Below are 26,074 nucleotides of genomic sequence, written 5' to 3' on the forward strand. Positions count from 1 at the left end.
CGAGGACGCAGCATCCGGCAGCCCCGGTTCCGGCCCGGGGAGGCGTGTGGCGGGGAGCACGCGAACGGGGACGAGACGGGCGTCCCGGGCGGTCAGCGGGTGGCGACCAGAACGATCAGGAGCAGCGCGCCGGCGAGGGCGGGCGCGATGATTTCGTACGACCAGCGCACGCGCACGCTGCCCTGGGCGCCGGGCCGCGAGGCACCGCTCTCGGCCAGCCCCTGCAGCTCGTCGACGATCCGGTCGGCACTGGCGCGCATCGGTTCGGAGGAGCCGGCGCGGGCCTTCGCGGCCGGGCCGCCCGAGGCGCCGGGGTCGCGGCGCTCCTGGGCGCTGCGGCGCATCTGCTGCCGGTTGGCCTTCTTCCGCTCGCGCAGCGAGACCGGCACCGACCACAGCTGGTACTTCGAACCCTCGGCCAGCACTTCGGCCGAGTACCCGGCGCGCACCGCGTCCACCGCCGCCCAGGGCAGCTCGATGATCCGGAAGGGGTTGCGCACGCGCAGGCGGTCGGCGTTGGCGAAGACGGCCGGCCGGATGGTGAACGCGACGATCAGCGGTACGGCGCACAGCGTCACCGCCAGCGCGATCCACCGGGTGCCGTCCGAGCCGCGCAGCAGGGCGTCTCCGCAGAGCCAGGCCGTCAGCGCGAGCAGCAGCACCCCCGCGACGACGCCCATGGAGGAGCGGTAGACCCGGTCTTCGTAGACCGGCTCATCGGTCGGCTGCTGGCTGCTCATGGGGTCGATTCTGCCCCACTGCGCCGCCCGGGTGGATCAGCCCACGAGATCGGCGTACAAGATGATGTTGTCGGGCCGGTGGCCGTCCGTGATGTCGCCGCCGCAGGTGATGACGCGCAGCTCCGGGCGGTCGGTGTTCCCGTACACCTTGGCGGTGGGGAACTCCTTCTTGTCGACCTGCTCGAGCTCCCGGATGCGGAAGACGGCGGTGGTGCCGTCCGCGCGGGAGACGGTGATCTGCTCCCCGGTGCGCACGCGCGCGACGTCCTTGAGGACGGCCGGGCCACGGGCGGTGTCGAAGTGGCCGATCAGCACGGCGGGACCGGTCTCGCCCGGGGTGACGCCCTTGGTGTACCAGCCGATCCTGTCCGCCTCGGCCACGGAGGGCACCTCCACGGTGCCGTCGGCGGCGAGGCCCAGCTTCAAGACGGGGGAGGTGTCCACGCCGGCCGCGGGGATCGTCACGCGTACGGGCTCGGAGGCGGGCATCGGGGCGCTCGTCGCGGCGACGGGCGGAGCGCTGGTGGGTACGACGGAGGGTGGGGCGGCGGAGGGCGGGGCGGGCGCCGGACCCGCCGCGGCGGTGCAGCCGGTCAGGGCGGCGCACAGGAGGGCGGCGGCGAGCAGGACGCGGGCGCGGTGGGCCATGGGGTGCTCCGGGAACGGCTTCCGGCGGGCCACCACGGAGGTGGCCCGCCGGAAGGCAAGGACGGGAGGGCGAGGGGGTTCCGTCAGCGCTGGGCGCGGCGACGGCGGAGCAGTACGGACGCCCCCAGTGCGGCGAAGACCGCGGCGAGACCGGTGCCGGCCAGGACGGTGGTCGAGTTGTCGGTGTCCTCGGCGGCGATCTCGGCCCCTGCGGCGACCCCGCCCTTGGGGACGACGGAGGTCTGTCCGGCGGTCTGCGGCTTGGGGGCCGGGGCCGCAGTGGTGCCCGCAGTGGTGCCCGCAGTGGTGGTCGGGGCCGGCTCGGTCACCTTGTGGTTCAGCTTGCAGCCCTTGGGCAGAGCGGGGAAGGAGGCCCGGCCGAGCGGCATGGGGCCGCCCTGGGTCTTCCACTCGAAGACCGGCTCGGCGCTGCCCGGGTTCACGATCCGGGCGATGATGCCCGCCGACTCGGGCAGCTGGGGGAAGCCGCGGTTCAGGAGCCGCCACGGGGTGGTGTCGTCACCGGAGGTCCACAGGGCGACCCGCGGGCCGTCGGGGGACATGGACAGGTCGGCGCTCATGCCCGCGCCCATGTCCTGCGACGTGACCTCGGAGGAGCAGACCTGGCCGGCCTTGCCCTCGGGCAGCGGGTAGGACTTGGCGACCCCGCCGGTGGTGACGACGAGCACCGGGGCCGTGGTCTGTGCCCCGGTCAGCCTGAAGGAGGCCCCGTACGCCTTGTCGGAGGTCTGCTCGCGGTTCACCAGGGCCACGACGTGGGTCATGTAGTCGTCGCCCGGCTTCCAGTCCGTGCCGACGTAGCGGATCCACGCCTCGGGGCCCTCGGACTTGTTGCGCAGCACCGCGACCATGCCGTTGCCGACGTAGACCGGCCGGCCCTCGTAGCGGCTGTTGTCCGACGGGGCGGGGACTGCCTTGCCCTTCGGCAGCGGGAAGGACCTGGTGGCGCCGTTCGCGGTCACGGTGAGCACCGGCTCGGCCGTGTCCGCCTTGGTGAGGGCGAAGACCGTCCCCTGCTTCGACTCCGTGGTGTGCGCGCGGTTGAGGGACACCAGCGCCTGCGGGTGCGTCGTGCCGTCCTTGTCCACGACGTGGATCGTCACGGAGGGCGCCTCGGTCACGGAGTTGACCATGTGCGCCACCAGGTTGTCGCCGAGGGCCACCTTGGTGGGCTCGGACGCGGCCGCCTTTGCCGTCGCTGCCGCCGGGGCGGGCGCCGCGAACGCGGCACCTGCGGCAGGAACGAGCATCGCGCCCGAGAGGGCGGCGGTGACGATTGCCGTGCGGAGGAGGGCGGTACGCATAACGACTCCTTGGATACATGGTCGAGGAAGTGGAGGAGAGCCGCATGCCGCGTTGCGTCTGGACGGTCCTGTTCAACCGGGTCAGGTGTGGCGGGCTGCTGAGAACAAAATTACGGATCTTGTACACCCGGACGATCCGCCTCCTGTCATCGCCTTGTAACGGAGAGTGGAGGTGTCGATTCCATAGCGGATTCGGGGGCGGGGGTGACAGGTCGCTACGCGCGTAGATATGCTCATCTGGTGACCATGCCCACCACCCTCACCGCATTCGCTGACGTGACGACGTCCGACAGTGCGCTGCGCCGCTTCCTGCACGGGCTGCCCGGCGTCGACGCTGTCGGCCTGGAGGCCCGCGCGGCCTCCCTCGGCACCCGTTCGATCAAGACGACGGCCAAGGCGTACGCCATCGACCTGGCCATCTCGATGATCGACCTGACGACGCTGGAAGGCGCGGACACCCCGGGCAAGGTCCGGGCGCTCTCCGCCAAGGCCGTCCATCCCGATCCGACCGACCGTACGACCCCGATGACGGCCGCCGTCTGTGTCTATCCCGACATGGTGGCCACGGCGAAGGCCGCGCTGAACGGCGCCGACGTCAAGATCGCCTCCGTCGCGACCGCCTTCCCGGCCGGCCGCGCGGCCCTGCCCGTCAAGCTCGCGGACACCCGCGACGCCGTCGCCGCCGGCGCCGACGAGATCGACATGGTCATCGACCGTGGCGCCTTCCTCGCCGGCCGCTACCTGGAGACGTACGAGCTGATCAAGGCGATCAAGGAGGCCTGCGTCCGCGAGGACGGCAGCGCCGCCCGCCTGAAGGTCATCTTCGAGACCGGTGAGCTGTCGACCTACGACAACATCCGCCGCGCCTCCTGGATCGGCATGCTCGCGGGCGCCGACTTCATCAAGACGTCGACCGGCAAGGTCGGGGTCAACGCCACTCCGGCGAACACCCTGCTCATGCTCGAAGCCGTCCGCGACTTCCGCGCGCAGACTGGAATCCAGATCGGCGTGAAGCCGGCCGGCGGCATCCGCACCACCAAGGACGCGATCAAGTTCCTGGTCCTGGTCAACGAGACCGTGGGCGAGGACTGGCTGAGCAACCACTGGTTCCGCTTCGGCGCCTCCAGCCTGCTCAACGACCTGTTGATGCAGCGCCAGAAGCTGAGCACCGGCCGTTACTCCGGTCCCGACTACGTGACGGTGGACTGATCACCATGGCATCTGTATTCGAGTACGCACCGGCTCCCGAGTCCCGCTCGGTCGTCGACATCGCCCCCTCCTACGGGCTCTTCATCGACGGCGAGTTCACCGACGCCGCCGACGGCAAGGTATTCAAGACCGTCTCGCCGAGCAGCGAGGAGGTCCTCGCCGAGATCGCCCAGGCGGGCTCCGCCGATGTGGACCGCGCCGTGAAGGCCGCCCGCCGGGCCTTCGAGAAGTGGTCCGCGCTGCCCGGCTCCGAGCGCGCCAAGTACCTCTTCCGCATCGCCCGGATCATCCAGGAGCGCAGCCGCGAGCTCGCCGTCCTGGAGACCCTGGACAACGGCAAGCCGATCAAGGAGACCCGCGACGCGGACCTCCCGCTGGTCGCCGCGCACTTCTTCTACTACGCGGGCTGGGCCGACAAGCTCGACCACGCGGGCTACGGCCCGAACCCGCGCCCGCTCGGTGTGGCCGGCCAGGTCATCCCGTGGAACTTCCCGCTGCTGATGCTCGCGTGGAAGATCGCCCCGGCGCTCGCCACCGGCAACACCGTCGTGCTGAAGCCCGCCGAGACGACCCCGCTCTCCGCGCTGTTCTTCGCGGACATCTGCCGCCAGGCGGGCCTGCCCAAGGGCGTCGTCAACATCCTCACCGGCTACGGCGACGCGGGCGCGGCCCTCGTCGAGCACCCGGACGTCAACAAGGTCGCCTTCACCGGCTCGACCGCCGTGGGCAAGAAGATCGCCCGCCACGTCGCCGGCACCGACAAGAAGGTCACCCTGGAGCTGGGCGGCAAGGGCGCCAACATCGTCTTCGACGACGCCCCCATCGACCAGGCCGTCGAGGGCATCGTCAACGGCATCTTCTTCAACCAGGGCCAGGTCTGCTGCGCGGGCTCCCGCCTGCTGGTCCAGGAGTCGATCCACGACGAGCTGCTGGACTCCCTCAAGCGCCGCCTGTCCACGCTGCGCCTGGGCGACCCGCTCGACAAGAACACCGACATCGGCGCGATCAACTCCGCCGAGCAGCTCGCCCGGATCACCGCGCTCGCGGAGACCGGCGAGGCCGAGGGCGCCGAGCGCTGGTCCCCGGCGTGCGAGCTGCCGTCCTCCGGCTACTGGTTCGCCCCGACGCTCTTCACGAACGTCACCCAGGCGCACACCGTCGCCCGCGACGAGATCTTCGGCCCGGTGCTGTCCGTGCTGACCTTCCGTACGCCCGACGAGGCCGTCGCCAAGGCCAACAACAGCCAGTACGGCCTCTCCGCCGGCATCTGGACGGAGAAGGGCTCGCGCATCCTCGCGGTCGCGAACCAGCTCCGCGCCGGCGTCGTCTGGGCCAACACGTTCAACAAGTTCGACCCGACCTCGCCCTTCGGCGGCTACAAGGAGTCGGGCTTCGGCCGCGAGGGCGGCCGCCACGGCCTGGAGGGCTACCTCGATGTCTGAGTCGACCCGTCTGAACGTCTTCAAGACCTACAAGCTGTACGTCGGGGGCAAGTTCCCCCGCTCCGAGAGCGGCCGGGTGTACGAAGTGACGGACTCCAAGGGCAAGTGGCTGGCCAACGCGCCCCTGTCCTCCCGCAAGGACGCGCGTGACGCCGTCGTCGCGGCCCGCAAGGCCTTCGGCGGCTGGTCGGGCGCGACCGCGTACAACCGCGGGCAGATCCTCTACCGCATCGCCGAGATGCTGGAGGGCCGCCGCGAGCAGTTCGTCCGCGAGGTCGGCGAGGCCGAGGGCCTGTCCAAGTCGAAGGCCGGCGCGGTCGTCGACGCGGCCATCGACCGCTGGGTCTGGTACGCGGGCTGGACCGACAAGATCGGCCAGATCGTGGGCGGGGCCAACCCGGTCGCGGGCCCGTTCTTCAACCTCTCCACCCCGGAGCCGACCGGTGTGGTCACCGTCGTCGCCCCGCAGGACTCGTCCTTCCTGGGCCTGGTCTCGGTGATCGCCCCGGTGATCGCGACGGGCAACACCGTCGTGGTCATCGCCAGCGAGAAGTCCCCGCTGCCGGCCCTGTCCCTGGGCGAGGTGCTCGCCACCTCCGACCTGCCCGGCGGCGTCGTCAACATCCTGTCCGGCATTGCCGGCGAGATGGGCCCGCACCTGGCCTCCCACCAGGACGTCAACGCGATCGACCTGGCCGGCGCCGATGCGGCGCTCGCCAAGGAGCTGGAGATCGCGGCGGCCGACAACCTCAAGCGCGTCCTGCGTCCACAGCCTGTGGACGACTGGAGCGCCGACCCGGGCACCTCCCGCATGACGGCCTTCCTGGAGACCAAGACCGTCTGGCACCCCACCGGGTCGCTGGGCGCGGGCGGCTCGTCCTACTAGTCCTCCCGGGACAGGCCTCCGTACGAGACCGGCCCCGGCAGCGTCCCCCGCGCTGCCGGGGCCTTCTCGTGCCCGCTGCGCGCTACTTCTTCGGGAGCACCGGCCCGAGCAGCGAGGAGGCGGCCGCGGCGGGCAGCTCACCGACCGAGGGCCCCTGCGTCAGGATGCCGGTGACCATGCCGGTCCCGACGGACGGGAAGTCCGCGACCTTCGTGGCGACGCCGTTGTCCAGCGGGTCCACGCCGGTGTGGGCGAGCGGGTTCACCTTGAGGTTCGCGATCGGGTCGGCGACCCCGGCGAGGGCCGCCGGGACGTCGAGCTCGCCGGCCTGGGCGCCGCCGGCGGCCATCGCCAGGGCCGCACCGGCCAGCGAGACGGTCAGTCCGGCGCTGCGGAGCCGGTTCGGTGGGGAAGGGGCTGCGTGACGTGCCATGGAGATCCCGCCTGAGGTCGTAGTCGCGTGCGCACGCAGCGTAGTTGAGGTGTGTTCCTGGACACCAACCGGCCACCGGGAGGATCCCCTACCCGGGGGAATGGTTCAGACTGGTGTCCCGTGAGCTCCTCCTCTCCTTCGCCGACCCGAGTCGTCCTGCTGACCGGTCCGTCGGGCTCCGGAAAATCCTCGCTGGCCGCCCGCTCCGGGCTGCCCGTGCTGCGCCTCGACGACTTCTACAAGGAGGGCGACGATCCCACCCTCCCTCTCGTCGACGGCAGCTCCGACATCGACTGGGACTCCCCGCTGTCCTGGGACGCGGACGCGGCGGTCGCCGCGATCGCCGACCTGTGCGCGGCGGGGCGGACCGACGTCCCCGTCTACGACATCGCGACCAGCTCGCGCACGGGCGCCGAGAGCCTCGACATCGCCCGGACCCCGCTGTTCATCGCAGAGGGCATCTTCGCCGCCGACATAGCCGCACGCTGCCAGGAGCTCGGTCTCCTCGCGGACGCCATCTGCCTGCGGGGACGTCCCTCGACGACGTTCCGCCGCCGACTGGCCCGTGACCTGCGGGAGGGGCGTAAGTCCGTGCCGTTCCTGCTGCGCAGGGGCCTGCGGCTGATGCGCGCCGAACGGGGCATCGTGGCACGCCACGTCTCCCTGGGCGCGCACGCCTGCGCCGGCGACGAGGCCCTGGGCCGTCTGGCCGCGGCCGCAGCGGGACGCCACCGCACGGCGACCCCGGCGTAGCGGCCGCCGCCGGCCCGCGGCATGCGAAAAGGCGGGATCAGGCGGACCCCCGTCCGCATGATCCCGCCTTTTCCCCCCGCGACCCCCGCCCCACCCCCGTAGGACGGGCCCCCTGGCCCGATGGCTTTTGTGTGTGCCGTTACGCGACGAGCTCCCCGAAGGACTCCGCCTCGTCACGGCCGAAGCTCAGCGCCTCGTCCTCCCGCAGGCGGCGCAGCGAGCGCCAGATGCTCGACTTCACCGTGCCGACGCTGATGCCGAGGATCTCCGCGATCTCCGGGTCCGTGCGGCCCTCGTAGTAGCGGAGCACCAGCATGGTGCGCTGCGGCTCCGGGATGCGGGTCAGTGCCTGCCACAGGACCGCGCGCAGCTCCGTACCGCGCATCGCGTCCGTGTCGGAGGCCGTCTCCGGCAGTTCCTCGGTCGGGTACTCGTTCAGCTTCCGACGACGCCAGGCGCTGATGTGCAGGTTCGTCATCGTGCGGCGCAGGTAGCCGCCGACGGCAGCCTTGTCGCTGATCCGGTCCCAGGCGCGGTACGTGGAGAACAGCGCGCTCTGCAGCAGGTCCTCGGCCTCGTAGCGGTCGCCGGTGAGGTGGAAGGCCGTCGCGTACAGCGCCGCCCGCCGCTCCTGGACGTACGCCGTGAACTCCGCCTCCGAGGTGGAGGAGGGAGTCTGCTCGGCGGCGGGAACCGCCTGGTACTGGTTTGCGTCAATGGCTACGACGTGGGCCGGCCGGGGACGGGCGACCGCCACCGTACGGACACCCGCCCGGCGGTTCACATCGTGCAGCCGCGTGACAACCGCGCTGGTGGTGGTGCTGTGCAGCGTGTTCATCTCGCGCCCCCCGTCGTGGAGTGTGTCTGCTTCGGTCCGTTGTGCGTTGATAGAAGATTGCCCCGCCGACTTAACCGGGGTGTCCGTCGACTGTCACAGCCCTGTCACAGCGACTTCTGACAGGACCCCGACAGGATCACGTCGCGCGACGGTCGAACTCCCGACTGCCGATGGGACAGAATGAGCCCGTGCCTTTCCTGTTGCTGATCGAGGACGACGACGCCATCCGCACGGCCCTCGAACTCTCCCTGTCTCGCCAGGGCCACCGTGTGGCCACTGCGGCGACGGGCGAGGACGGCCTGAAACTGCTGCGCGAGCAGCGGCCGGATCTGATCGTGCTGGACGTGATGCTGCCAGGGATCGACGGTTTCGAGGTGTGCCGGCGGATCCGCCGCACCGACCAACTGCCGATCATCCTGCTCACCGCGCGCAGCGATGACATCGATGTGGTCGTCGGCCTGGAGTCGGGCGCCGACGACTACGTCGTCAAGCCCGTGCAGGGCCGCGTCCTCGACGCCCGTATCCGTGCCGTGCTGCGCCGCGGCGAGCGCGAGTCGAGCGATTCGGCGAGCTTCGGCTCCCTGGTCATCGACCGTGCCGCCATGACGGTGACGAAGAACGGCGAGGACCTCCAGCTCACCCCGACCGAGCTGCGGCTGCTGCTCGAACTGAGCCGCCGGCCCGGGCAGGCGCTGTCGCGCCAGCAGTTGCTGCGGCTGGTCTGGGAGCACGACTACCTCGGTGACTCGCGGCTCGTCGACGCCTGTGTGCAGCGGCTGCGGGCCAAGGTCGAGGACGTGCCGTCCTCGCCCACCCTGATCCGTACCGTCCGGGGCGTCGGCTACCGCCTGGACTCCCCGCAGTGATCCGGTCGTTGCTCGCGGGCCGGCGCTGGACCAGCCTGCGGCTGCGGCTCCTCATGGTGTTCGCCCTGGTCGCGCTGACGGCCGCCGTCTCCGCCTCCGGGATCGCCTACTGGCTCAACCGGGAGGCGGTCCTCACCCGCGTCCAGGACGCGGCGCTCGGTGACTTCCGGCAGGAGATGCAGAACCGGGCAGCCGCGCTGCCCGCCGATCCCACCGCGGACGAGCTGCAGCGCACCGCCGAGCTGATGGCGGGCAGCAGCCCCGGATACAGCGTGCTGCTGGTGCAGGTGGGCAAGGACAACCGGCAGATCTTCGGCGCGGCGGGCCCCGACTCCTTCGGGCTGGCCGACGTACCGAAGTCCCTGCAGAACGCGGTGAACGACCGGCAGAAGACGACCGCCGCCAACGACTCCGAGTACCACATGTACTGGCAGCGGACGAAGCCGCGCGGCAAGCCGTACCTGGTCGGCGGGACGCGGATCGTGGGCGGCGGGCCCACCGGTTACATGTACAAGTCGCTCGCGCAGGAGCGGGACGACCTGAACGCGCTGGGCTGGTCGCTGACGATCGCCACCGGGCTCGCGCTGCTCGGCTCGGCGCTGCTGGCGCAGGCCGCGGCCCGTACGGTGCTCAAGCCCGTGCAGCGGCTCGGGGACGCGGCGCGACGGCTCGGCGAGGGCGAGCTGGACCACCGCCTGGACGTGTCGGGCACGGACGAACTCGCCGATCTGTCGCACACCTTCAACAAGACGGCCGAGGCGCTGGAGAAGAAGGTCGCCGACATGAGCGCGCGCGAGGAGGCCAGTCGGCGTTTCGTCGCGGACATGTCGCACGAGCTGCGGACGCCGCTGACCGCGCTGACGGCGGTGGCGGAAGTGCTGGAGGAAGAGGTCGACGACCTCGATCCGATGATCGCACCGGCCGTCGCACTGGTCGTCAGCGAGACGCGCCGCCTCAACATCCTGGTGGAGAACCTGATGGAGGTCACCCGCTTCGACGCGGGTACGGCCAAGCTGGTGCTGGACGACGTGAACGTCGCCGACCAGGTCACCGCCTGCATCGACGCCCGGGCCTGGCTCGACGCGGTCGAACTCGACGCCGAGCGGGGCATCGTGGCCCGGCTCGACCCGCGCCGCCTCGACGTCATCCTCGCCAACCTGATCGGCAACGCGCTCAAGCACGGCGGCTCGCCGGTCCGGGTCTCGGTGACGGTGGACGACGAGTGGCTGGTGATCGCGGTGCAGGACAACGGACCGGGCATTCCCGAGGAGGTCCTGCCGCACGTCTTCGACCGGTTCTACAAGGCGAGCGCGTCACGGCCGAAGTCGGACGGCAGCGGGCTCGGCCTGTCGATCGCCGTGGAGAACGCGCACATCCACGGCGGCGACATCACCGCCGCCAACGTGGCGGGCGGCGGGGCGCTGTTCACGCTGCGGCTGCCGGTGGACGTGGGGAAGGTGATCGAGGGTGACGCGGATGCGTAGGGCTCTGCCGGTGGTACCGGCGGTGCTGGTCCCGTTCGTCGCGGTGGCGCTGCTCGCGACGTCGGCCTGCGGGATCCGGGCGACGACCGTACCGGTGGACGTGGGCGCGGCCCCGTCACGGGTCTCGTGCGACACCCAGGAGCAGCCGGCCGGGGTGCAGGGCTTCCGGGCCACGGTGGAACTCGTCTGCGGATCGCAGCTGGTGGGCGTGTCACGCGTGGTGCCGGTGCCCGAGAAGAAGCCGGTACGGGACCCCATGGCGATGGTGGCGCAGGCGCTGCTGGAGGCACTGGAGCGGACGCCGAGCTCGGAGGAGCGGGACGCCGGCTTCTCCAGCGAGGTACCGGCCGGACTGTCGGCCGGAGCGCCGAGGCCGGGCGATCCGGCGGGCACGGTGCGGCTCAGCCGCAAGCCGGAGGACCTGCCGCCGGTGGCCCTCTCGCAGATCGTGTGCACCCTGGCGGGCAGCGAGGCGCTGAAGGCGGGACCGGGCCCGGTGGTCCTGGGCGGCCCGGACGCGGATCCGCCGCGGGCGTGGGAGTGCACGGACGCGGTCCGCTCGCGGCCGGAGTCGGTGCCGACGCTGGGCGAGATCGCCCGCCCGACGCCGAGCCCCGCCCCCTCCTGACGGCCGGTCGCGCCGCGGGCGCACTGCCCCGGGGCCGGAGAACGCGAAGGCCCGGTCCCGCCGGACGGGGCGGGACCGGGCCGGGCAGGGGGCCGAAGCCCCGGCCGCGCGCCCGACGGACGGAGTCCGGCGCAGCGGCGCGCTGTGACACGAGCCGCTCCGCGGCGTGGCGGAGAGGCCCCTGGAGCCGAGGCGCGCGAGCGCCGCGGGGAGAATCAGATGCCCATGGCCGCGGAGAGGTCCTTCTTGATCGCGTCCAGGACCTCCTGGCCGCGGACGCGGGCCGCCGCCAGGTCGGAGGCCTCGGCCACCGGGACGACGACCTCCAGGTAGCACTTCAGCTTGGGCTCGGTACCCGACGGGCGGGCGATGACCCGGGCCTTGTACGTGCCGTCCAGGTAGTAGCGCAGGCCGTCCGTGGGCGGGAGGGCCTCCGTGCCCTTGGACAGGTCCTCCGCCGAGACCACCCGCAGGCCCGCGAGCGACACCGGCGGCTGCGCGCGCAGCGCCGCCATCGCGTCGGCGATGATCGACAGGTCCGAGACGCGCACCGACAGCTGGTCGGTGGCGTGCAGGCCGTGGGCCATCGCCAGGTCGTCCAGCAGATCGGTCAGGGTGCGGCCCTGCTCCTTGAGCACCGAGGCCAGCTCCGCCACCAGCAGGGCGGCGGTGACGCCGTCCTTGTCGCGGACGCCCTCGGGGTCCACGCAGTAGCCGAGCGCCTCCTCGTAGCCGTAGCGCAGGCCCTCGACCCGGGCGATCCACTTGAAGCCGGTGAGGGTCTCCTCGTAGCCGACGCCCGCCGCCTCCGCGATCCGGCCCAGGAGGCTGGAGGAGACGATCGACTCGGCGAAGACGTTGTCGCGGCCGGAGACGCCCTTGTGGACCAGGTGCGCCGCGAGCAGCGCGCCGACCTCGTCGCCGCGCAGCATCCGCCAGCCGTCCGCCGTGGGCACGGCCACGGCGCAGCGGTCCGCGTCCGGGTCGTTGGCGATCACGATGTCGGGCTGGACCTCGGCGGCCTTCGCGAAGGCCAGGTCCATCGCGCCCGGCTCCTCCGGGTTGGGGAACGCCACCGTCGGGAAGGCCGGGTCGGGCTCGGCCTGCTCGGCGACGAGCACCGGCTCCGGGAAGCCGTGCCGGGCGAAGGCCGCCATCACGACGTCCTTGCCGACGCCGTGCATGGCCGTGTAGACCGTCCGCACGCCCCGGGGGGAGCCGGGGGTCAGGACGGCGTCCGTGCGCGCGAGGTAGGCCTCCAGGACCTCGTCACCGAGTTCCTGCCAGCCGGACTCCGGGCGCGGTACGTCGGCCAGCTTCGCGACCGCCGCGATCTGCGCCGCGATCTCGGTGTCGGCCGGGGAGACGATCTGCGAGCCGTCGCCGAGGTAGACCTTGTAGCCGTTGTCCCGGGGAGGGTTGTGGCTCGCGGTCACCTCGACGCCGGCGACGGCGCCGAGGTGCCTTATCGCGTACGCGAGGACGGGCGTCGGCAGTGGGCGGGGCAGGAGGGCCGCGCGCAGCCCGGCGCCGGTCATGACGGCCGCGGTGTCGCGGGCGAAGTCCGCCGACTTGTAGCGGGCGTCGTAGCCGACGACGACCAGGCCGCCGTCGTGGCCCCGGGCCTTCAGGTAGGCCGCGAGGCCCGCCGCGGCCCGGATGACCACGCCGCGGTTCATCCGCATCGGGCCCGCGCCGATCTCACCGCGCAGTCCGGCGGTGCCGAACTGCAGGGTGCCCGAGAACCGGTCCGCGAGCTCCGCGGTGTCACCCGACTCGATGAGCGCGGCCAGCTCCGCCGCGGTCTCCGGGTCCGGGTCCTCGGCCATCCAGGCCTGCGCCCGGGTGATCAGGTCGTCCTGTGCCTGTGCCTGTTCCTGCACTGCTTCCGCCTTACCTCTCGTACGTCGATCAGATGCGGGCGAGGACCTGCGTCAGCAGCGTGCCCATGCGGGCGGCCGAGTCGCGGCCGGCCTGGAGGACCTCTTCGTGGTTCAGCGGCTCGCCGGACAGGCCCGCCGCCAGGTTGGTGACCAGGGAGATGCCGAGCACCTCGGCGCCGGCCTCACGGGCTGCGATGGCCTCCAGCACGGTGGACATGCCGACCAGGTCGGCGCCCATGACGCGGATCATGTTGATCTCGGCCGGGGTCTCGTAGTGCGGGCCGGGGAACTGGACGTAGACGCCCTCTTCGAGGGTCGCGTCGATCTCCTTGCACATCGCGCGCAGGCGCGGCGAGTACAGGTCGGTGAGGTCGACGAAGTTCGCGCCGACGATCGGCGAGGTGGCCGTCAGGTTGAGGTGGTCGCTGATCAGGACGGGCTGGCCGGGCTTCATGCCCTCGCGCAGACCGCCGCAGCCGTTGGTCAGCACGATGGTCTTGCAACCGGCGGCGACGGCGGTGCGCACGCCGTGGGCGACGGCGGCGACGCCGCGGCCCTCGTAGTAGTGGGTCCGGCCGAGGAAGACCAGGGCGCGCTTGTCGCCGATCTTGTACGAGCGGATCTTGCCGCCGTGGCCCTCGACCGCGGCGGGCGGGAACCCGGGCAGCTCGGTGACGAGGAACTCGGCCTCAGGGGCGCCGAGCGCCTCTGCGGCGGGGGCCCATCCGGAGCCCATCACGAGGGCGACATCGTGGGTGTCCACGCCGGTCAGCTCGCGCAGGCGGGCGGCTGCGGCGTCGGCGGCGGCGAAGGGGTCGGTAACAGATGCGTTCACGCGGACGAGCGTAACTCCTTCGGGCCTACGCGCGTAGATGGCACAGCTCACGGTGTTCGGATCGTTGCCTTGTCGTTTCCGCCGAATCGTCCCCGGGGGCGGCGGGCCAAAGGATCCGGGCTCCGCGCCGGGCCCCGCGCCTCGAACGCCGGCGGGCACGGCCCGGGGCGGCGGCGGTGGCCGAGTGCCCCGCAGGGGGTCAGCAGGGTCGCTTGCGGATTTCCATCACGTAGTCGTGCGGGGCGCCCGCGGACTCGGCGGCATCCGCGATCTCGCCCAGGTAGCGCGCGGAGGGCAGACCGCCCTCGTAGCCGTTGAGGACGTACACCCAGGCCGCCTCCTCGCCGTCCAGGGTGTGCACGCGCACCCGCATGCGGCGGTAGATGTCGAGTCCGACACCCTCCCAGCGGTCCATCGAGTCCTCGTCGAGCGGCGCGATGTCGTACAGCGCCACGAAGACCTGGTGGCGCGGTGCTTCGACGATCGTGGCCAGGGCGCCCTCCCAGCCCATCTGCTCGCCGCCGAAGGTCAGCCGCCAGTCGTTGATCCAGCCCGTGCCGCGCAGCGGCGAATGCGGAGCGCGGCGCGTCATCAGCCGCGGGTCGAGGTTGCCGGCGTACGCGGCGTAGAGCGACATGTCGTCGAGAGTACGGGAGGGGCGCCGGTGCACGCGTGCCCGGATGGCGGGACCGGGCGCGAAGCACCTTGAAGCGTGCGGGACAATGGAGCACGGAATGCATCCCCCGGGGAGACCCCCCGGAACCCCGGCCGGGGCGGCAGCCGGCCGGGTAGACGTGAGGCGGACTTTTCGTGACCCGGATCGTGATCATCGGCGGCGGACCCGGCGGGTATGAGGCAGCCCTGGTGGGGGCCCAGCTCGGCGCGGAGGTGACCGTCGTCGACTGCGACGGTCTGGGCGGGGCCTCGGTCCTGACCGACTGCGTACCTTCCAAGACTCTGATCGCGACCGCCGAGGTGATGACGACCTTCGACTCCTCGTACGAGGAGCTCGGAATCGTCGTCGCGGACGACACCCCGCACATCGAGCAGGCCGCGCGCGTCGTCGGCGTGGACCTCGGCAAGGTGAACCGGCGCGTCAAGCGCCTCGCGCTCGCCCAGTCGCACGACATCACCGCCTCCGTCACCCGGGCCGGCGCCCGCGTGGTGCGCGGCCGCGGCAAGCTCGGCGGGCCCCAGGGCATCGACGGCACCCGGGACGTCATCGTCACCGCGGCCGACGGCTCGGAGACGATCCTGACGGCGGACGCGGTCCTGATCGCGACCGGCGGCACCCCGCGCGAGATCCCCGACGCGATGCCCGACGGCGAGCGGATCCTGAACTGGACCCAGGTCTACGACCTCGACGAGCTCCCCGAGGAGCTCATCGTGGTCGGCTCCGGTGTCACCGGCGCCGAGTTCGCCGGTGCCTACCAGGCTCTCGGATCCCGGGTGACCCTCGTCTCCTCGCGCGACCGCGTGCTGCCCGGTGAGGACCCGGACGCCGCCGCCGTGCTGGAGGACGTCTTCCGGCGCCGCGGCATGAACGTCGTCGGGCGCTCCCGCGCCGAGTCCGCCAAGCGGGTCGGCGACCGGGTCGAGGTCACCCTCTCCGACGGCCGGGTGCTGACCGGGACCCACTGCCTGATGGCGGTCGGCGCGATCCCGAACACCAAGAACATGAACCTGGAGGAGTCCGGGGTCCGGCTCAAGGACTCCGGGCACATCTGGACCGACAAGGTCTCGCGCACCTCCGCGCCCGGCGTGTACGCCGCCGGTGACGTCACGGGCGTCTTCGCGCTCGCGTCGGTCGCGGCCATGCAGGGCCGCATCGCGATGTACCACTTCCTCGGCGACGCGGTGGCCCCGCTGAACCTGAAGACGGTGTCCTCGAACGTCTTCACCGACCCCGAGATCGCCACTGTGGGTTACACCCAGGCGGACGTGGACGCCGGCAAGATCGACGCCCGCGTGGTGAAGCTCCCGCTGCTGCGCAACCCGCGCGCCAAGATGCAGGGCATCCGGGACGGCTTCGTGAAGATGTTCTGCCGTCCGGGCACCGGGATCGTCGTCGGCGGCGTGGTCGTCTCCCCGCGCGCGAGCGAGCTGATCCACCCCATCTCGATCGCGGTCGACAACAATCTGACGGTCGAGCAGATCGCAAACGCGTTCACCGTGTACCCCTCGCTGTCGGGCTCGATCGCCGAGGTGGCCCGCCAGCTGCACACGCGGAAGGCCGCCGGGGAGGCGTGAGCCCCGCTAACCGCCGCACACCGTAAGGGGTTTGGGGCGGGGCGCGATGTCGTGGCCCGATGTTCACGCAACTCTCGGACTGCGTATACCACTAGTCGCCCCGCCTTATGGACAACTTCGGAATTCCGGCGCAAAGAGCTGAAAGCAGACGGTCGTTGGGGTTACTGTCAGTTTCGTGTTCGCTGCAGAACGTCGCCAATTGATCCTCGAAATGGTGCGGGCCAACGGAGCGGTATCGCTCCGGGAGCTCGCCCGCGTCGTCCAGACCTCCGAAGTGACCGTACGGCGGGACGTGCGGGCACTGGAGGCAGAAGGACTCCTCGACCGCCGGCACGGCGGTGCGGTCTTGCCGGGCGGTTTCACGCGGGAGTCCGGCTTTCCGCAAAAGTCCCATCTCGCGACGGCGGAGAAGACCGCCATTGCCGATGTCGCCGCCTCCCTCGTCGAAGAGGGCGAGGCCGTCGTCGTCGGCGCGGGCACCACGACCCAGGAGCTGGCCCGCCGGCTCGCCCGAGTGCCCGGACTGACCGTCGTCACCAACTCCCTGCTCGTCGCCCAGGCCCTGGCCCACGCGAACCGGGTGGAGGTGGTCATGACCGGCGGCACGCTGCGCGGGTCCAACTACGCCCTCGTGGGAAGCGGAGCCGAACAGTCCCTCCAGGGGCTGCGGGTGTCCCGGGCCTTCCTGTCCGGCAGCGGCCTGACCGCCGAGCGCGGGCTGTCCACGTCCAACATGCTGTCCGCCAGCGTGGACCGGGCGCTGGTGCAGGCGGCGGCGGAGGTGGTGGTGCTGGCCGACCACACGAAGCTCGGTACGGACACCATGTTCCAGACCGTGCCGACCGATGTGATGACACGTCTGGTGACGGACGAGCCGCCGCCGCACGACGACCGGGCGGGTACGGAGCTGCAGGCGCTGGCGGACCAGGGCGTGCAGATCACCGTGGCCGGCGGAGCCGTGGCCTCCGGCGGTGTGGACGGTATGCAGGGGCGGCGGCCGCGCCGCGAGTCGCCGCTGCCGGTGCAGAGGCGGGGCGGGCCGACCGCGCAGCTGCGCAGTGCCGCCGGCGGGATGCTGGAGCCGCAGGCGGAGCGGGCCCGCGTGGCCGACATGCGCCGCCGCTAGGTCCTACGGATCGGCTCGCCGGGGGCGCCGCCCCCGTACGTCGAACGCCGGCGGGGCTGGATGTTCCAGCCCCGCCGGCGTTCGACGTACGGGGGACGGGGCTCCCGGGGTGGATGCCCCGGGAGCCCCGTCCAACGGCGTCAGTCCTTGATCTCGCAGATCGCCGCGCCCGACGTGACCGATGCGCCGACCTCGGCCGAGAGGCCGACGACGGTGCCGGAGCGGTGCGCGTTGAGCGGCTGCTCCATCTTCATGGCCTCGAGTACGACGACCAGGTCGCCCTCGTTGACCTGCTGGCCCTCTTCGACCGCGACCTTGACGATCGTGCCCTGCATCGGCGATGCCAGGGTGTCGCCGGAGGCGGCCGGGCCGGACTTCTTGGCCGCGCGGCGCTTCGGCTTCGCGCCACCGGCGGCGGCCGTGCGGGCCAGGGTCATGCCCAGCGAGGACGGGAGCGAGACCTCGAGGCGCTTGCCGCCGACCTCGACGACCACCGTCTCGCGGCCCGGCTCGTCCTCGATGTCGTCCGCGGCCGGGGCCGTGAACGCCGGGATCTCGTTGACGAACTCGGTCTCGATCCACCGGGTGAAGACGGTGAAGGGGCTGCCGTCCGTGGGGGCGAACGCCGGGTCGGCGACGACCGCACGGTGGAAGGGGATGGCGGTGGCCATGCCCTCGACCTCGAACTCGGCGAGCGCGCGGGCCGCGCGCTGGAGGGCCTGCTCGCGGGTGGCGCCGGTGACGATCAGCTTGGCCAGGAGCGAGTCCCAGGCCGGGCCGATCACGGAGCCGGACTCGACGCCCGCGTCGAGGCGGACACCGGGGCCGGTGGGGGCGTTGAACTTGGTGACCGTGCCGGGGGCCGGGAGGAAGCCGCGGCCCGGGTCCTCGCCGTTGATGCGGAACTCGATGGAGTGACCGCGCAGGACCGGGTCGCCGTAGCCGAGCTCCTCGCCGTCGGCGATGCGGAACATCTCGCGGACCAGGTCGATGCCGGCGACCTCTTCGGTGACCGGGTGCTCGACCTGGAGGCGGGTGTTGACCTCGAGGAAGGAGATCAGGCCGTCGGCGGAGACGAGGAACTCGACGGTGCCGGCGCCGACGTAGCCGGCTTCCTTCAGGATGGCCTTGGAGGCGGCGTACAGCTCCGCGTTCTGAGCGTCGGTCAGGAACGGTGCCGGGGCCTCCTCCACGAGCTTCTGGTGGCGGCGCTGCAGGGAGCAGTCACGGGTCGACACCACGACGACGTTGCCGTGCGAGTCGGCCAGGCACTGGGTCTCGACGTGACGCGGCTTGTCGAGGTAGCGCTCGACGAAGCACTCGCCGCGGCCGAAGGCGGCGACGGCCTCGCGGACGGCGGAGTCGTAGAGCTCCGGCACCTCTTCGAGGGTGCGGGCGACCTTCAGGCCGCGACCGCCACCGCCGAAGGCGGCCTTGATCGCGATCGGCAGGCCGTGCTCCTTGGCGAAGGCGACGACCTCGTCGGATCCGGAGACCGGGTCCGGCGTACCGGCGACCAGCGGCGCGCCGGCGCGCTGTGCGATGTGACGGGCGGCCACCTTGTCACCGAGGTCACGGATGGCCTGCGGCGGCGGGCCGATCCAGGTCAGGCCGGCGTCGATCACGGCCTGGGCGAATTCGGCGTTCTCGGAGAGGAAGCCGTATCCGGGATGGATGGCGTCCGCACCGGAGTCGGCTGCGGCCTGGAGGACCTTGGAGATGTCCAGGTAGCTGGCGGCCGGGGTGTCACCGCCCAACGCGAAAGCTTCGTCGGCCGCGCGGACGTGCAGAGCGTCCCGGTCCGGATCGGCGTAGACGGCTACGCTCGCGATCCCGGCGTCCCGGCAGGCCCGAGCAACGCGGACAGCGATTTCGCCACGGTTGGCGATGAGCACCTTGCGCACGATGGCTCCCTCCTTGAAACAAGCTGAGTTTAGGGACAGCCCACACGGCCTTTCGACCCTTCCCCGGTGGTGACCTTGCCCACACAGAGTGTGATGCGAGGGCCGATCCGCCGGAGAACCCTTGTGGCGCCCCAGGTCAGGGGGATCCCCGACTGCACAGTAACCCCGTCGTGTATCCAAGGTCTCTGTCCCACCGGTCAGCGGCCCCGGGTGATTCTTTGTCGAGTCCCTACGAACGGCCCACGGTTTCTTTGCGGTCGTGAGAGGAGTTGTCCCCTTGTTTACTGATTGGTAGCCCCGTTGTCCCGCAGGGCGAACCGGAAGAACACCGTACCCACAGCGATGCGGCCCACAGCGGCCCGGACGGGCGACAGCGCGCCGGGCGTGTACTGCGGATGGTCGACACGGGGCCCGGCGGCCGCGGGGGAAGCGCTCACCGGACGGCCCCGCCGGCGGCCCGTCGCCGGCGCAAACGAAGCCCTCCGCGGCGCGTCCATGATCACGGACGCGGCGGGCCGGCAACCCGGGCGGGGCGAACGGCGTCTTGCAGGCGGCGAGGAAACACCGCGCGGAGCGCGCCCCAGCACGGCGCGGCACGACCGAGACGAGGACGAGGCGATGGCGTCAGTGCCCTTCTTACCCGGGCCCCTTCCCGACCGGTGCGAAGCGACCGGTGGGTTCTTCCGTACGAACGCCCGCTCGGACGGTGCACGCCGCGCGGCGCCGGTTCACGACCGGGAAGCGTGCGAGGGGTGAGCGCCGGGACGAAGACGCCGACGGACCCGGAAGGGCGCCGGGTCCTGTCGGCCGCACTGTTCGCGAGCGCCCCGGCGGAGGTGCTCGACTTCCTGCTCCCCCTGTGGGCGGGGTCGACGCTGCAGGCCGGAGCCTCCGCGGTCGGCGCCCTCGTCGCCTTCGAGGCGGCGCTCTCGCTCCTCGTGCGTCCGCTGGCCGGGGAGCTGGCGGACCGCTTCGACCAGCGGCGGGTGGCCGCGGCCGGTGCGGTGCTGTACGCCCTGTCGTTCGCCGGGTACGCGCTCGCCGACTCGCTGGGGGCGGCCTTCGTCGCGGCGGGCCTGGGCGGCGCGGGCGGAGCCCTGTTCTGGGTCGCGCTGCGGGCCTGGACCGGGCAGCGGTCCAAGGGCAGCACCTCCGCCTACGGGAAGCTGCTGTCCGCGGAGGGGAAGGGCGCCTTGGCCGGCTACCTGGTGGCGTTCTCCCTGCTCGAACGCGGCGGCTACCCGCTGCTGTTCTGGCTGGGCAGCGCCGCCTGCGCGGTGGCCGCGGCCTCGCTGCTGCGCGGGCCCCACCGACGGCCGGCCCGCGCCGGGGGGCCGGACGGGACGGATGGGCCGGACGGGACGGGCGGGACGGGCCGCGCCGGCGTGACGGGCCGCACGGGCCGCACGGGCAGACGGGGAGCCGCGGAGCGCCGACTGCTGCCGCTGATGCTGGTGTCCGCGGTGACGGCCGCGGCCGAGGCGGGGCTGTGGATGCTCCTGCTGCTGCGGCTCCAGGCGGAACTGGAGCTGAGCCCGAACGAGATCGCGCTGGTCCTCGCCCCCGGCTTCCTGGTGTTCGTCCTGCTGCCGGAGCACGCCCACCACCTCACCGGCCGGCTGGGCCGTACGCCGACCATGGTCGCCTCGTTCGCGGCGAGCGCGCTGTTCGCCGCGGGGCTCGCGGTCGTGTCCGGGCCTCTGGCGATCGCCGCCCTCTGGGCCGTGGCCGCCGCCTGCTTCGCCGCGCAGATCCCGGTCGAGCAGGCGACCGTCGCCGCCGCGTCCGGCGGCCGGATCGGCCGGGGCATGGGGCTCTACGAGAGCGCCCGCCTGGCCGGTGTGGTGGCCGGGCCGCTGCTGATGGGCGTGCTCTACGAGGAACTCGGCTGGGCCGCCGCCTGCGCCGCGGCGGCGGCCACCTCGGCACTGGGGGCCGTCGTGGTGCCGTACGCGATCCGCACGCTGCGCCTGCCGGCCGAGAACAGGAACCCCAAGGGGCCCGGGACGTCCGGGCCCCGGACCGCGACCGCGGGAGAGGACGGAGAAGACATGGGCATGGACATGAGCGGGCCGGAACCGGCGCAGCCCTCGGCCGGGGCCGTCACCGGGCCCCGGGACCACGCACGCAAGGAGCGGCGGGACTGGTACGTCCACACGGCCGCGTTCGCCCTGGGCCAGCTGATCCTGTGGGCCCTGGACTCCAGCTGGCTCGTGTGGCAGATCGCGGACGGCGGCGTGCCGGACGATCGGCGCGGACCGCTGGTCTGGTTCGGCCGGATCTGGCTCACCGTCTGGGTCATCGACACGATCTGGTCGTGGTCGTACACCGTCTGGCCGAGGGAGAAGAAGGCGAAGGCGTAGCCCCGCCGTACGGCGGCGCGCGCGGGGCGGTGCCCGGGAACCGGGCGGTGCGCACGTCTTGTCCCGCGCGCTACCCGTTAGTAGCCTCCAGGCGTCGAACAGGCTTGTGACACGTGGGGGGTGGGGCATCGTGCTGCGAAGACTCGTGGCCGGACTGGCTGCGATCGTGCTCGTCGTGGAAGCGGCGGTACTCGTGCTCGTCCACATCGTGCTGGGCCGGACCACGGCGAACCAGTCGATGTCCATCGCGGGCAGCGACCCGGACGTCATGTCCAAGGCGACCTACGGCATGGGCGCGGGCATGGGTGCCTTCCTCGTCCTGTGCGCCGTGATCGCCGCCGTCACCGCGATCCGCGACCGCTCCCCGAACCGGTTCGGCCGCATCGTGCTCATCAGCGCCGCCGTCACCCACGGAGTGCTCGGCACCCTCGTCGTCGGCCTGGTCGGCTGGGCCGCTTTCGCCGTGATGATGCTGATCCTGTGTCTGCTCGTCCTGATCCTGACCCTCTACGCCGCCCGGCGGGGCGGCGAGGGCGACGCCGGCACAGACAACCCGCCGCTGCCGCCCGCGCCGCCGTTCGGGGAGCTCAAGCCCACAAGTCCGTGATGGACAGGTCCAGTTCGCCGAGCAGGGAACGCAGCAGCGGCAGCGACAGGCCGATCACGTTGCCGTGGTCCCCGTCGATCCCGTCGATGAACGGCGCCGACAGCCCGTCCAGGGTGAACGCCCCCGCCACGTGCAGCGGCTCCCCGCTCGCCACGTACGCCGCCACCTCCGCGTCCGTCGGCTCGCCGAACCGGACCGTCGTGGACGCCGTGGCCGAAACCTGACGGCCGTCCGCCGTGTCGATCACGCAGTGCCCGGTGCGCAGGACGCCGGACCGGCCGCGCATCGACTTCCAGCGGGCGGTGGCCTCGTCGGCGTCCGCCGGCTTGCCCAGCGCCTCGCCGTCCAGTTCCAGCACCGAGTCGCAGCCGATCACCAGGGCGCCCGCGGCCTCGTCCAGGCCCGCGACGACGGCCGCCTTCGCCTCCGCCAGCGCCAGCGCCAGGGCGGCCGGTTCGTCGTGGTTCAGCGTGTCCTCGTCGAAGCCGCTGACGATCACGTGCGGGGCGAGCCCGGCCTGCCGCAGCAGGTTCAGCCGGGCGGGGGAGGCGGAGGCGAGGACGAGCTTGCGCCCGGTCGCGGGCTCAGGTGTGGCAGTCATGGAGGCCATCGTAGGCGCGGCCCGCGAGCCCGGGGTGATCGGCAGGACACCCCTAGAAGTGGCCCACGCCCAGGACGTACACCACCACGAGCATGGCGAGGGCGAGCACCACGGTCAGCCGCCGGATCATCGCCTGCGCATCGCGCATGTCCTTGGGCGGCTCGTTCTTCGGGTCGGACCAGAGCATGCCCCGATCCTGGCCCCGCACAGGGGTGTGGCGCCTGAGTACGGGTACTCAGGCGCCACCGTCCGTTCACATCAATTCGGCTACGCGGGCCAGTACGTACGGCCCCAGGCCCGCGGCCCCGGATGCGGCACCCGCCGCCGTGCCACCCGGGCCGGCGCCGACCATGCGTCCGTGACCGGCGGGGCGTCCGGCGTTGCCATGGCCAGCATCGCCGCCCGCGCCTGGACCACTGCCAGTGCGGCGGCCAGCTCCTCCGGGGTCGGGTTGCCCTTGACGACCTTGATCACCACAGAGTCCTCCTGGACGGGCTAGAGCGGGATGTTGCCGTGCTTCTTCGGCGGCAGGGACTCCCGCTTGGTGCGCAGCTGCCGGAGCCCCTTCACCACGTGCGCCCGGGTCTCGGACGGCATGGTCACCGCGTCGATGTACCCGCGCTCGGCCGCCGTGTACGGGTTGAGCAGCGCGTCCTCGTACTCGGTGATGAGCCGTGCCCGGGTCTCCTCCACCTCCTCGGGAGCGGCCTCCGCGATGGTGCGGCGGTGCAGGATGTTCACCGCGCCCTGAGCACCCATGACGGCGATCTGAGCGGTCGGCCAGGCCAGGTTGAGGTCCGCGCCGAGGTGCTTGGAGCCCATGACGTCGTACGCGCCGCCGAAGGCCTTGCGGGTGATGACCGTGATCAGCGGAACGGTGGCCTCGGCGTACGCGTAGATCAGCTTCGCGCCGCGCCGGATGATTCCGTTGTACTCCTGGTCGGTGCCCGGAAGGAAGCCCGGGACGTCCACGAAGGTCAGCACCGGGATGTTGAAGGCGTCGCAGGTCCGGACGAACCGCGCCGCCTTCTCGGAGGCGTTGATGTCCAGGCAGCCGGCGAACTGCATCGGCTGGTTGGCGACGATGCCGACCGGGTGGCCCTCGACGCGGCCGAAGCCGGTGAGGATGTTCGGCGCGAAGAGCGACTGCGTCTCCAGGAACTCCGCGTCGTCGAGCACGTGCTCGATCACGGTGTGCATGTCGTACGGCTGGTTCGCGCTGTCCGGGATCAGGACGTCGAGCTCGCGGTCGGTGTCGGAGACCTCCGTGTCCGCCTCCTCCGGGAAGGCCGGCGGCTCGGAGAGGTTGTTCGACGGCAGGTACGCGAGCAGTGACTTCACGTACTCGATGGCGTCCTTCTCGTCGCCCGCCATGTGGTGCGCGACACCGGACGTGCTGTTGTGGGTGCGCGCCCCGCCCAGCTCCTCGAAGCCGACGTCCTCGCCGGTGACCGTCTTGATGACGTCCGGGCCGGTGATGAACATGTGCGAGGTCTGGTCGACCATGACCGTGAAGTCGGTGATGGCCGGGGAGTACACGGCGCCGCCCGCGCAGGGCCCGACGATCAGGCTGATCTGCGGGATCACGCCCGAGGCGTGGACGTTGCGGCGGAAGATCTCGCCGTACATGCCCAGGGCGCTGACGCCCTCCTGGATGCGGGCGCCGCCGGAGTCGTTGATGCCGACGAGCGGGCAGCCGGTCTTCAGCGCGAAGTCCATGACCTTCATGATCTTCTGGCCGTAGGTCTCGCCGAGGGCCCCGCCGAAGACGGTGAAGTCCTGCGAGAACACGGCCACCGGCCGGCCGTCCACCGTGCCGTAGCCGGTGACGACGCCGTCGCCGTAGGGGCGGGTCTTCTCCAGCCCGAAGTTGGTGGAGCGGTGCCGGGCGAACTCGTCCAGCTCGACGAAGGATCCCTCGTCCAGCAGCAGGGCTACCCGCTCACGCGCCGTCAGCTTGCCCTTGGCGTGCTGCTTCTCCACGGCACGCGCGGATCCGGCGTGGGTGGCTTCGTCGATGCGGCGCTGCAGATCCGCGATCTTGCCCGCGGTGGTGTGCATGTCGATCGGCTCTGACGGATGTGACATCGGGGTCGCGGCTCCCTGCGTGGTGTCAACTGCCTGGTCAATTGATTGACTACTGCTGGCTACTGGTGCGTAGCGTATCGGCGGGCATGGCGCTCGGCAGTGCGGCGTTTGACACACCTACATTGGGTTGCATGACGCCATCAGATGCCTCAGCAGGAGCTTCCTCCGGTCGTTGGTCGAGCCTGGACCGGCCGCCGCTCAATGCCGCCGCCCTCACGCGGGCGCTCGTCACCGGGGACGGTCTGTGGACCTCGCTGGAGGTCGTCGCCAGTACCGGGTCCACCAATACCGACCTTGCCACGCGGGCGGCGCAGCTGCCCGAGGGAGCCGTGTTCGTCGCCGAGGAGCAGAGCGCCGGGCGGGGGCGGCTCGACCGGAGCTGGGTCGCTCCCGCGCGCTCGGGGCTGTTCTTCTCCGTCCTGTTCAAGCCGGGCGACGCGGTGCCGCAGGAGCGGTGGGGGTGGCTGACCCTGCTGGCCGGCGTGGCCACCGCGACGGGGCTGTCCCGGGCGGCCGGCGTGGACACCGCCCTCAAGTGGCCCAACGACCTGCTGGTCAGCGTCGAGGGCGAGGAGCGCAAGACCGGCGGGATCCTCGCCGAGCGGGTCGCGGACGGCGTGGTCATCGGCATCGGGCTCAACGTCACGCTGACGGAGGACGAGCTGCCGGTACCGACCGCGGGGTCGCTGGCGCTGGCCAAGGCCTCCGTGACCGACCGGGACCCGCTGCTGCGGGCCGTCCTGCGGTCCCTGGAGGAGTGGTACGGGAGGTGGCGCGCGGCCGCCGGCGACCCCGCGGCCAGCGGTCTCCAGGAGACCTACGCGGCGGGCTGCGCGACTCTGGGCCGGCACGTCCGCGCGGAGCTGCCCGGCGGGCGCATCCTCACCGGAACGGCCGAAGCGGTGGACACCGATGGCCGCCTCGTGATCCGTACGGCCGAGGGACAGCACGAGGCGGTGGGCGCGGGCGACGTCGTCCACCTGCGTTCCGTGCACTGACGCGGGAGCGGGCGCCGCACCCGGCACCCGGGTGCGGCGCCGCCCGGGGCCCGGCCGCGGGCCGCGCGCCGCGGTCGCGGGCGGGCCGGAAGCGGGGAGGGGGAGTGAGCTACGGCACACCTGCCGTATGGTTTAGGCGATCCCGGTGCTCGTGGTGATCAACCGGT

At 72.0% G+C, this 26,074-nt stretch carries 25 protein-coding genes; 12 read left to right on the forward strand and 13 right to left on the reverse strand.

What is annotated here, in order from left to right; translation table 11 throughout:
- Positions 1-92 precede the first annotated feature (92 nt).
- The 3 genes from OG444_RS24090 to OG444_RS24100 form a co-directional block, all read right to left on the reverse strand.
- Positions 93-740 (reverse strand): PH domain-containing protein, encoded by a 648-nt coding sequence (locus OG444_RS24090; RefSeq protein ID WP_327264126.1) that lies wholly within the window; start codon positions 738-740, stop codon positions 93-95.
- A 36-nt stretch (positions 741-776) separates the two neighbouring features.
- A complete protein-coding gene (locus tag OG444_RS24095) occupies positions 777-1,388 on the reverse strand; it encodes a class F sortase (RefSeq protein ID WP_327264127.1) in 612 nt (203 codons plus the stop codon).
- A gap of 83 nt (positions 1,389-1,471) precedes the next feature.
- Positions 1,472-2,713: a hypothetical protein gene (locus tag OG444_RS24100; RefSeq protein WP_327264128.1), complete on the reverse strand. Its 1,242-nt coding sequence runs from the start codon at positions 2,711-2,713 to the stop codon at positions 1,472-1,474.
- Positions 2,714-2,959: 246 nt separating this feature from the next.
- On the opposite strand from OG444_RS24100, the gene deoC reads away from it, so the two are divergent.
- The 3 genes from deoC to OG444_RS24115 are packed head-to-tail and all read left to right on the forward strand — an operon-like array spanning position 2,960 to position 6,250.
- Complete coding sequence (deoC, locus tag OG444_RS24105; protein ID WP_327266906.1) at positions 2,960-3,922, forward strand: deoxyribose-phosphate aldolase; 963 nt, start codon at positions 2,960-2,962, stop codon at positions 3,920-3,922.
- Between the two features lie 5 nt (positions 3,923-3,927).
- Positions 3,928-5,364 carry an aldehyde dehydrogenase family protein gene (locus tag OG444_RS24110; protein WP_327264129.1) on the forward strand — a complete coding sequence of 479 codons (1,437 nt, stop codon included), beginning with the start codon at positions 3,928-3,930 and terminating at the stop codon, positions 5,362-5,364.
- Complete coding sequence (locus OG444_RS24115) at positions 5,357-6,250, forward strand: aldehyde dehydrogenase family protein (RefSeq protein ID WP_327264130.1); 894 nt, start codon at positions 5,357-5,359, stop codon at positions 6,248-6,250. Before OG444_RS24110 ends, OG444_RS24115 begins: the two co-directional genes overlap by 8 nt.
- Positions 6,251-6,332: 82 nt before the next feature.
- On the opposite strand, the gene OG444_RS24120 is transcribed toward OG444_RS24115, so the two are convergent.
- Positions 6,333-6,683: a hypothetical protein gene (locus tag OG444_RS24120; RefSeq protein WP_327264131.1), complete on the reverse strand. Its 351-nt coding sequence runs from the start codon at positions 6,681-6,683 to the stop codon at positions 6,333-6,335.
- A 51-nt stretch (positions 6,684-6,734) separates the two neighbouring features.
- Between OG444_RS24120 and OG444_RS24125 the strand changes: the two genes are divergently transcribed.
- Entirely contained in the window at positions 6,735-7,436 is a 702-nt protein-coding gene (locus OG444_RS24125; RefSeq protein ID WP_327264132.1) for a uridine kinase family protein, read from the forward strand.
- A 139-nt stretch (positions 7,437-7,575) separates the two neighbouring features.
- Here the strand turns inward: OG444_RS24125 and OG444_RS24130 are convergent, their stop codons facing one another.
- Positions 7,576-8,274 carry a SigE family RNA polymerase sigma factor gene (locus tag OG444_RS24130; RefSeq protein WP_301367029.1) on the reverse strand — a complete coding sequence of 233 codons (699 nt, stop codon included), beginning with the start codon at positions 8,272-8,274 and terminating at the stop codon, positions 7,576-7,578.
- 188 nt (positions 8,275-8,462) lie between these two features.
- Between OG444_RS24130 and afsQ1 the strand changes: the two genes are divergently transcribed.
- The 3 genes from afsQ1 to OG444_RS24145 are packed head-to-tail and all read left to right on the forward strand — an operon-like array spanning position 8,463 to position 11,252.
- Complete coding sequence (afsQ1, locus tag OG444_RS24135; protein ID WP_063754818.1) at positions 8,463-9,140, forward strand: two-component system response regulator AfsQ1; 678 nt, start codon at positions 8,463-8,465, stop codon at positions 9,138-9,140.
- Between the two features lie 53 nt (positions 9,141-9,193).
- Positions 9,194-10,624 carry a sensor histidine kinase gene (locus tag OG444_RS24140; RefSeq protein ID WP_327266907.1) on the forward strand — a complete coding sequence of 477 codons (1,431 nt, stop codon included), beginning with the start codon at positions 9,194-9,196 and terminating at the stop codon, positions 10,622-10,624.
- A complete protein-coding gene (locus OG444_RS24145) occupies positions 10,617-11,252 on the forward strand; it encodes a hypothetical protein (protein WP_327264133.1) in 636 nt (211 codons plus the stop codon). Before OG444_RS24140 ends, OG444_RS24145 begins: the two co-directional genes overlap by 8 nt.
- A gap of 215 nt (positions 11,253-11,467) precedes the next feature.
- Here OG444_RS24145 and OG444_RS24150 read toward each other — a convergent pair whose 3' ends face one another.
- The 3 genes from OG444_RS24150 to OG444_RS24160 form a co-directional block, all read right to left on the reverse strand.
- Positions 11,468-13,081, reverse strand: coding sequence for a phospho-sugar mutase (locus OG444_RS24150; protein WP_327266908.1), 1,614 nt, complete (start codon positions 13,079-13,081; stop codon positions 11,468-11,470).
- Positions 13,082-13,163: 82 nt separating this feature from the next.
- Positions 13,164-13,970, reverse strand: coding sequence for a purine-nucleoside phosphorylase (locus OG444_RS24155; RefSeq protein WP_327264134.1), 807 nt, complete (start codon positions 13,968-13,970; stop codon positions 13,164-13,166).
- A 199-nt stretch (positions 13,971-14,169) separates the two neighbouring features.
- A complete protein-coding gene (locus tag OG444_RS24160) occupies positions 14,170-14,607 on the reverse strand; it encodes a gamma-glutamylcyclotransferase (RefSeq protein WP_030012228.1) in 438 nt (145 codons plus the stop codon).
- Positions 14,608-14,780: 173 nt separating this feature from the next.
- On the opposite strand from OG444_RS24160, the gene OG444_RS24165 reads away from it, so the two are divergent.
- The gene (locus tag OG444_RS24165) at positions 14,781-16,220 is read left to right on the forward strand and encodes an NAD(P)H-quinone dehydrogenase (protein ID WP_052873218.1); all 1,440 of its coding nucleotides are present in this window, start codon (positions 14,781-14,783) and stop codon (positions 16,218-16,220) included.
- 175 nt (positions 16,221-16,395) lie between these two features.
- Positions 16,396-17,346, forward strand: coding sequence for a DeoR/GlpR family DNA-binding transcription regulator (locus OG444_RS24170; protein WP_189733088.1), 951 nt, complete (start codon positions 16,396-16,398; stop codon positions 17,344-17,346).
- 140 nt (positions 17,347-17,486) lie between these two features.
- Here the strand turns inward: OG444_RS24170 and OG444_RS24175 are convergent, their stop codons facing one another.
- On the reverse strand, positions 17,487-19,250 hold the full coding sequence (locus tag OG444_RS24175; RefSeq protein ID WP_327264135.1) for an acetyl/propionyl/methylcrotonyl-CoA carboxylase subunit alpha: 1,764 nt from the start codon (positions 19,248-19,250) through the stop codon (positions 17,487-17,489).
- A gap of 752 nt (positions 19,251-20,002) precedes the next feature.
- Between OG444_RS24175 and OG444_RS24180 the strand changes: the two genes are divergently transcribed.
- Both OG444_RS24180 and OG444_RS24185 read left to right on the forward strand, forming a co-directional pair.
- On the forward strand, positions 20,003-21,613 hold the full coding sequence (locus tag OG444_RS24180) for an MFS transporter (protein WP_327264136.1): 1,611 nt from the start codon (positions 20,003-20,005) through the stop codon (positions 21,611-21,613).
- A gap of 130 nt (positions 21,614-21,743) precedes the next feature.
- Positions 21,744-22,220: a hypothetical protein gene (locus OG444_RS24185; RefSeq protein WP_327264137.1), complete on the forward strand. Its 477-nt coding sequence runs from the start codon at positions 21,744-21,746 to the stop codon at positions 22,218-22,220.
- Here the strand turns inward: OG444_RS24185 and OG444_RS24190 are convergent.
- From OG444_RS24190 to OG444_RS24205, 4 genes are all read right to left on the reverse strand, one after another.
- Positions 22,201-22,821, reverse strand: coding sequence for a Maf family protein (locus tag OG444_RS24190; protein WP_327264138.1), 621 nt, complete (start codon positions 22,819-22,821; stop codon positions 22,201-22,203). The two genes, OG444_RS24185 and OG444_RS24190, sit on opposite strands and share 20 nt — an antisense overlap.
- A gap of 52 nt (positions 22,822-22,873) precedes the next feature.
- On the reverse strand, positions 22,874-23,008 hold the full coding sequence (gene mmpB, locus OG444_RS24195; protein ID WP_266353118.1) for a morphogenic membrane protein MmpB: 135 nt from the start codon (positions 23,006-23,008) through the stop codon (positions 22,874-22,876).
- Positions 23,009-23,088: 80 nt separating this feature from the next.
- A complete protein-coding gene (locus OG444_RS24200; protein WP_327264139.1) occupies positions 23,089-23,298 on the reverse strand; it encodes an acyl-CoA carboxylase epsilon subunit in 210 nt (69 codons plus the stop codon).
- Between the two features lie 18 nt (positions 23,299-23,316).
- Positions 23,317-24,909 (reverse strand): acyl-CoA carboxylase subunit beta, encoded by a 1,593-nt coding sequence (locus OG444_RS24205; RefSeq protein ID WP_327264140.1) that lies wholly within the window; start codon positions 24,907-24,909, stop codon positions 23,317-23,319.
- Positions 24,910-25,040: 131 nt separating this feature from the next.
- Here OG444_RS24205 and OG444_RS24210 point away from each other — a divergent pair, with 131 nt between their 5' ends.
- Positions 25,041-25,907, forward strand: coding sequence for a biotin--[acetyl-CoA-carboxylase] ligase (locus tag OG444_RS24210; protein WP_327264141.1), 867 nt, complete (start codon positions 25,041-25,043; stop codon positions 25,905-25,907).
- Positions 25,908-26,074: the final 167 nt, after the last annotated feature.

Origin of the sequence: Streptomyces sp. NBC_01232 (assembly GCF_035989885.1) — a bacterium.
Taxonomy (GTDB): domain Bacteria; phylum Actinomycetota; class Actinomycetes; order Streptomycetales; family Streptomycetaceae; genus Streptomyces.

Coding starts and splice junctions, on each gene's coding strand:
- OG444_RS24090 (WP_327264126.1), bottom strand. CDS start 740: ATGAGCAGCCAGCAGCCGACCGATGAGCCGGTCTACGAAGACCGGGTC.
- OG444_RS24095 (WP_327264127.1), bottom strand. CDS start 1,388: ATGGCCCACCGCGCCCGCGTCCTGCTCGCCGCCGCCCTCCTGTGCGCC.
- OG444_RS24100 (WP_327264128.1), bottom strand. CDS start 2,713: ATGCGTACCGCCCTCCTCCGCACGGCAATCGTCACCGCCGCCCTCTCG.
- deoC (WP_327266906.1), top strand. CDS start 2,960: ATGCCCACCACCCTCACCGCATTCGCTGACGTGACGACGTCCGACAGT.
- OG444_RS24110 (WP_327264129.1), top strand. CDS start 3,928: ATGGCATCTGTATTCGAGTACGCACCGGCTCCCGAGTCCCGCTCGGTC.
- OG444_RS24115 (WP_327264130.1), top strand. CDS start 5,357: ATGTCTGAGTCGACCCGTCTGAACGTCTTCAAGACCTACAAGCTGTAC.
- OG444_RS24120 (WP_327264131.1), bottom strand. CDS start 6,683: ATGGCACGTCACGCAGCCCCTTCCCCACCGAACCGGCTCCGCAGCGCC.
- OG444_RS24130 (WP_301367029.1), bottom strand. CDS start 8,274: ATGAACACGCTGCACAGCACCACCACCAGCGCGGTTGTCACGCGGCTG.
- OG444_RS24140 (WP_327266907.1), top strand. CDS start 9,194: ATGGTGTTCGCCCTGGTCGCGCTGACGGCCGCCGTCTCCGCCTCCGGG.
- OG444_RS24145 (WP_327264133.1), top strand. CDS start 10,617: ATGCGTAGGGCTCTGCCGGTGGTACCGGCGGTGCTGGTCCCGTTCGTC.
- OG444_RS24150 (WP_327266908.1), bottom strand. CDS start 13,081: ATGGCCGAGGACCCGGACCCGGAGACCGCGGCGGAGCTGGCCGCGCTC.
- OG444_RS24160 (WP_030012228.1), bottom strand. CDS start 14,607: ATGTCGCTCTACGCCGCGTACGCCGGCAACCTCGACCCGCGGCTGATG.
- OG444_RS24190 (WP_327264138.1), bottom strand. CDS start 22,821: ATGACTGCCACACCTGAGCCCGCGACCGGGCGCAAGCTCGTCCTCGCC.
- mmpB (WP_266353118.1), bottom strand. CDS start 23,008: ATGCTCTGGTCCGACCCGAAGAACGAGCCGCCCAAGGACATGCGCGAT.
- OG444_RS24205 (WP_327264140.1), bottom strand. CDS start 24,909: ATGTCACATCCGTCAGAGCCGATCGACATGCACACCACCGCGGGCAAG.
- OG444_RS24210 (WP_327264141.1), top strand. CDS start 25,041: ATGACGCCATCAGATGCCTCAGCAGGAGCTTCCTCCGGTCGTTGGTCG.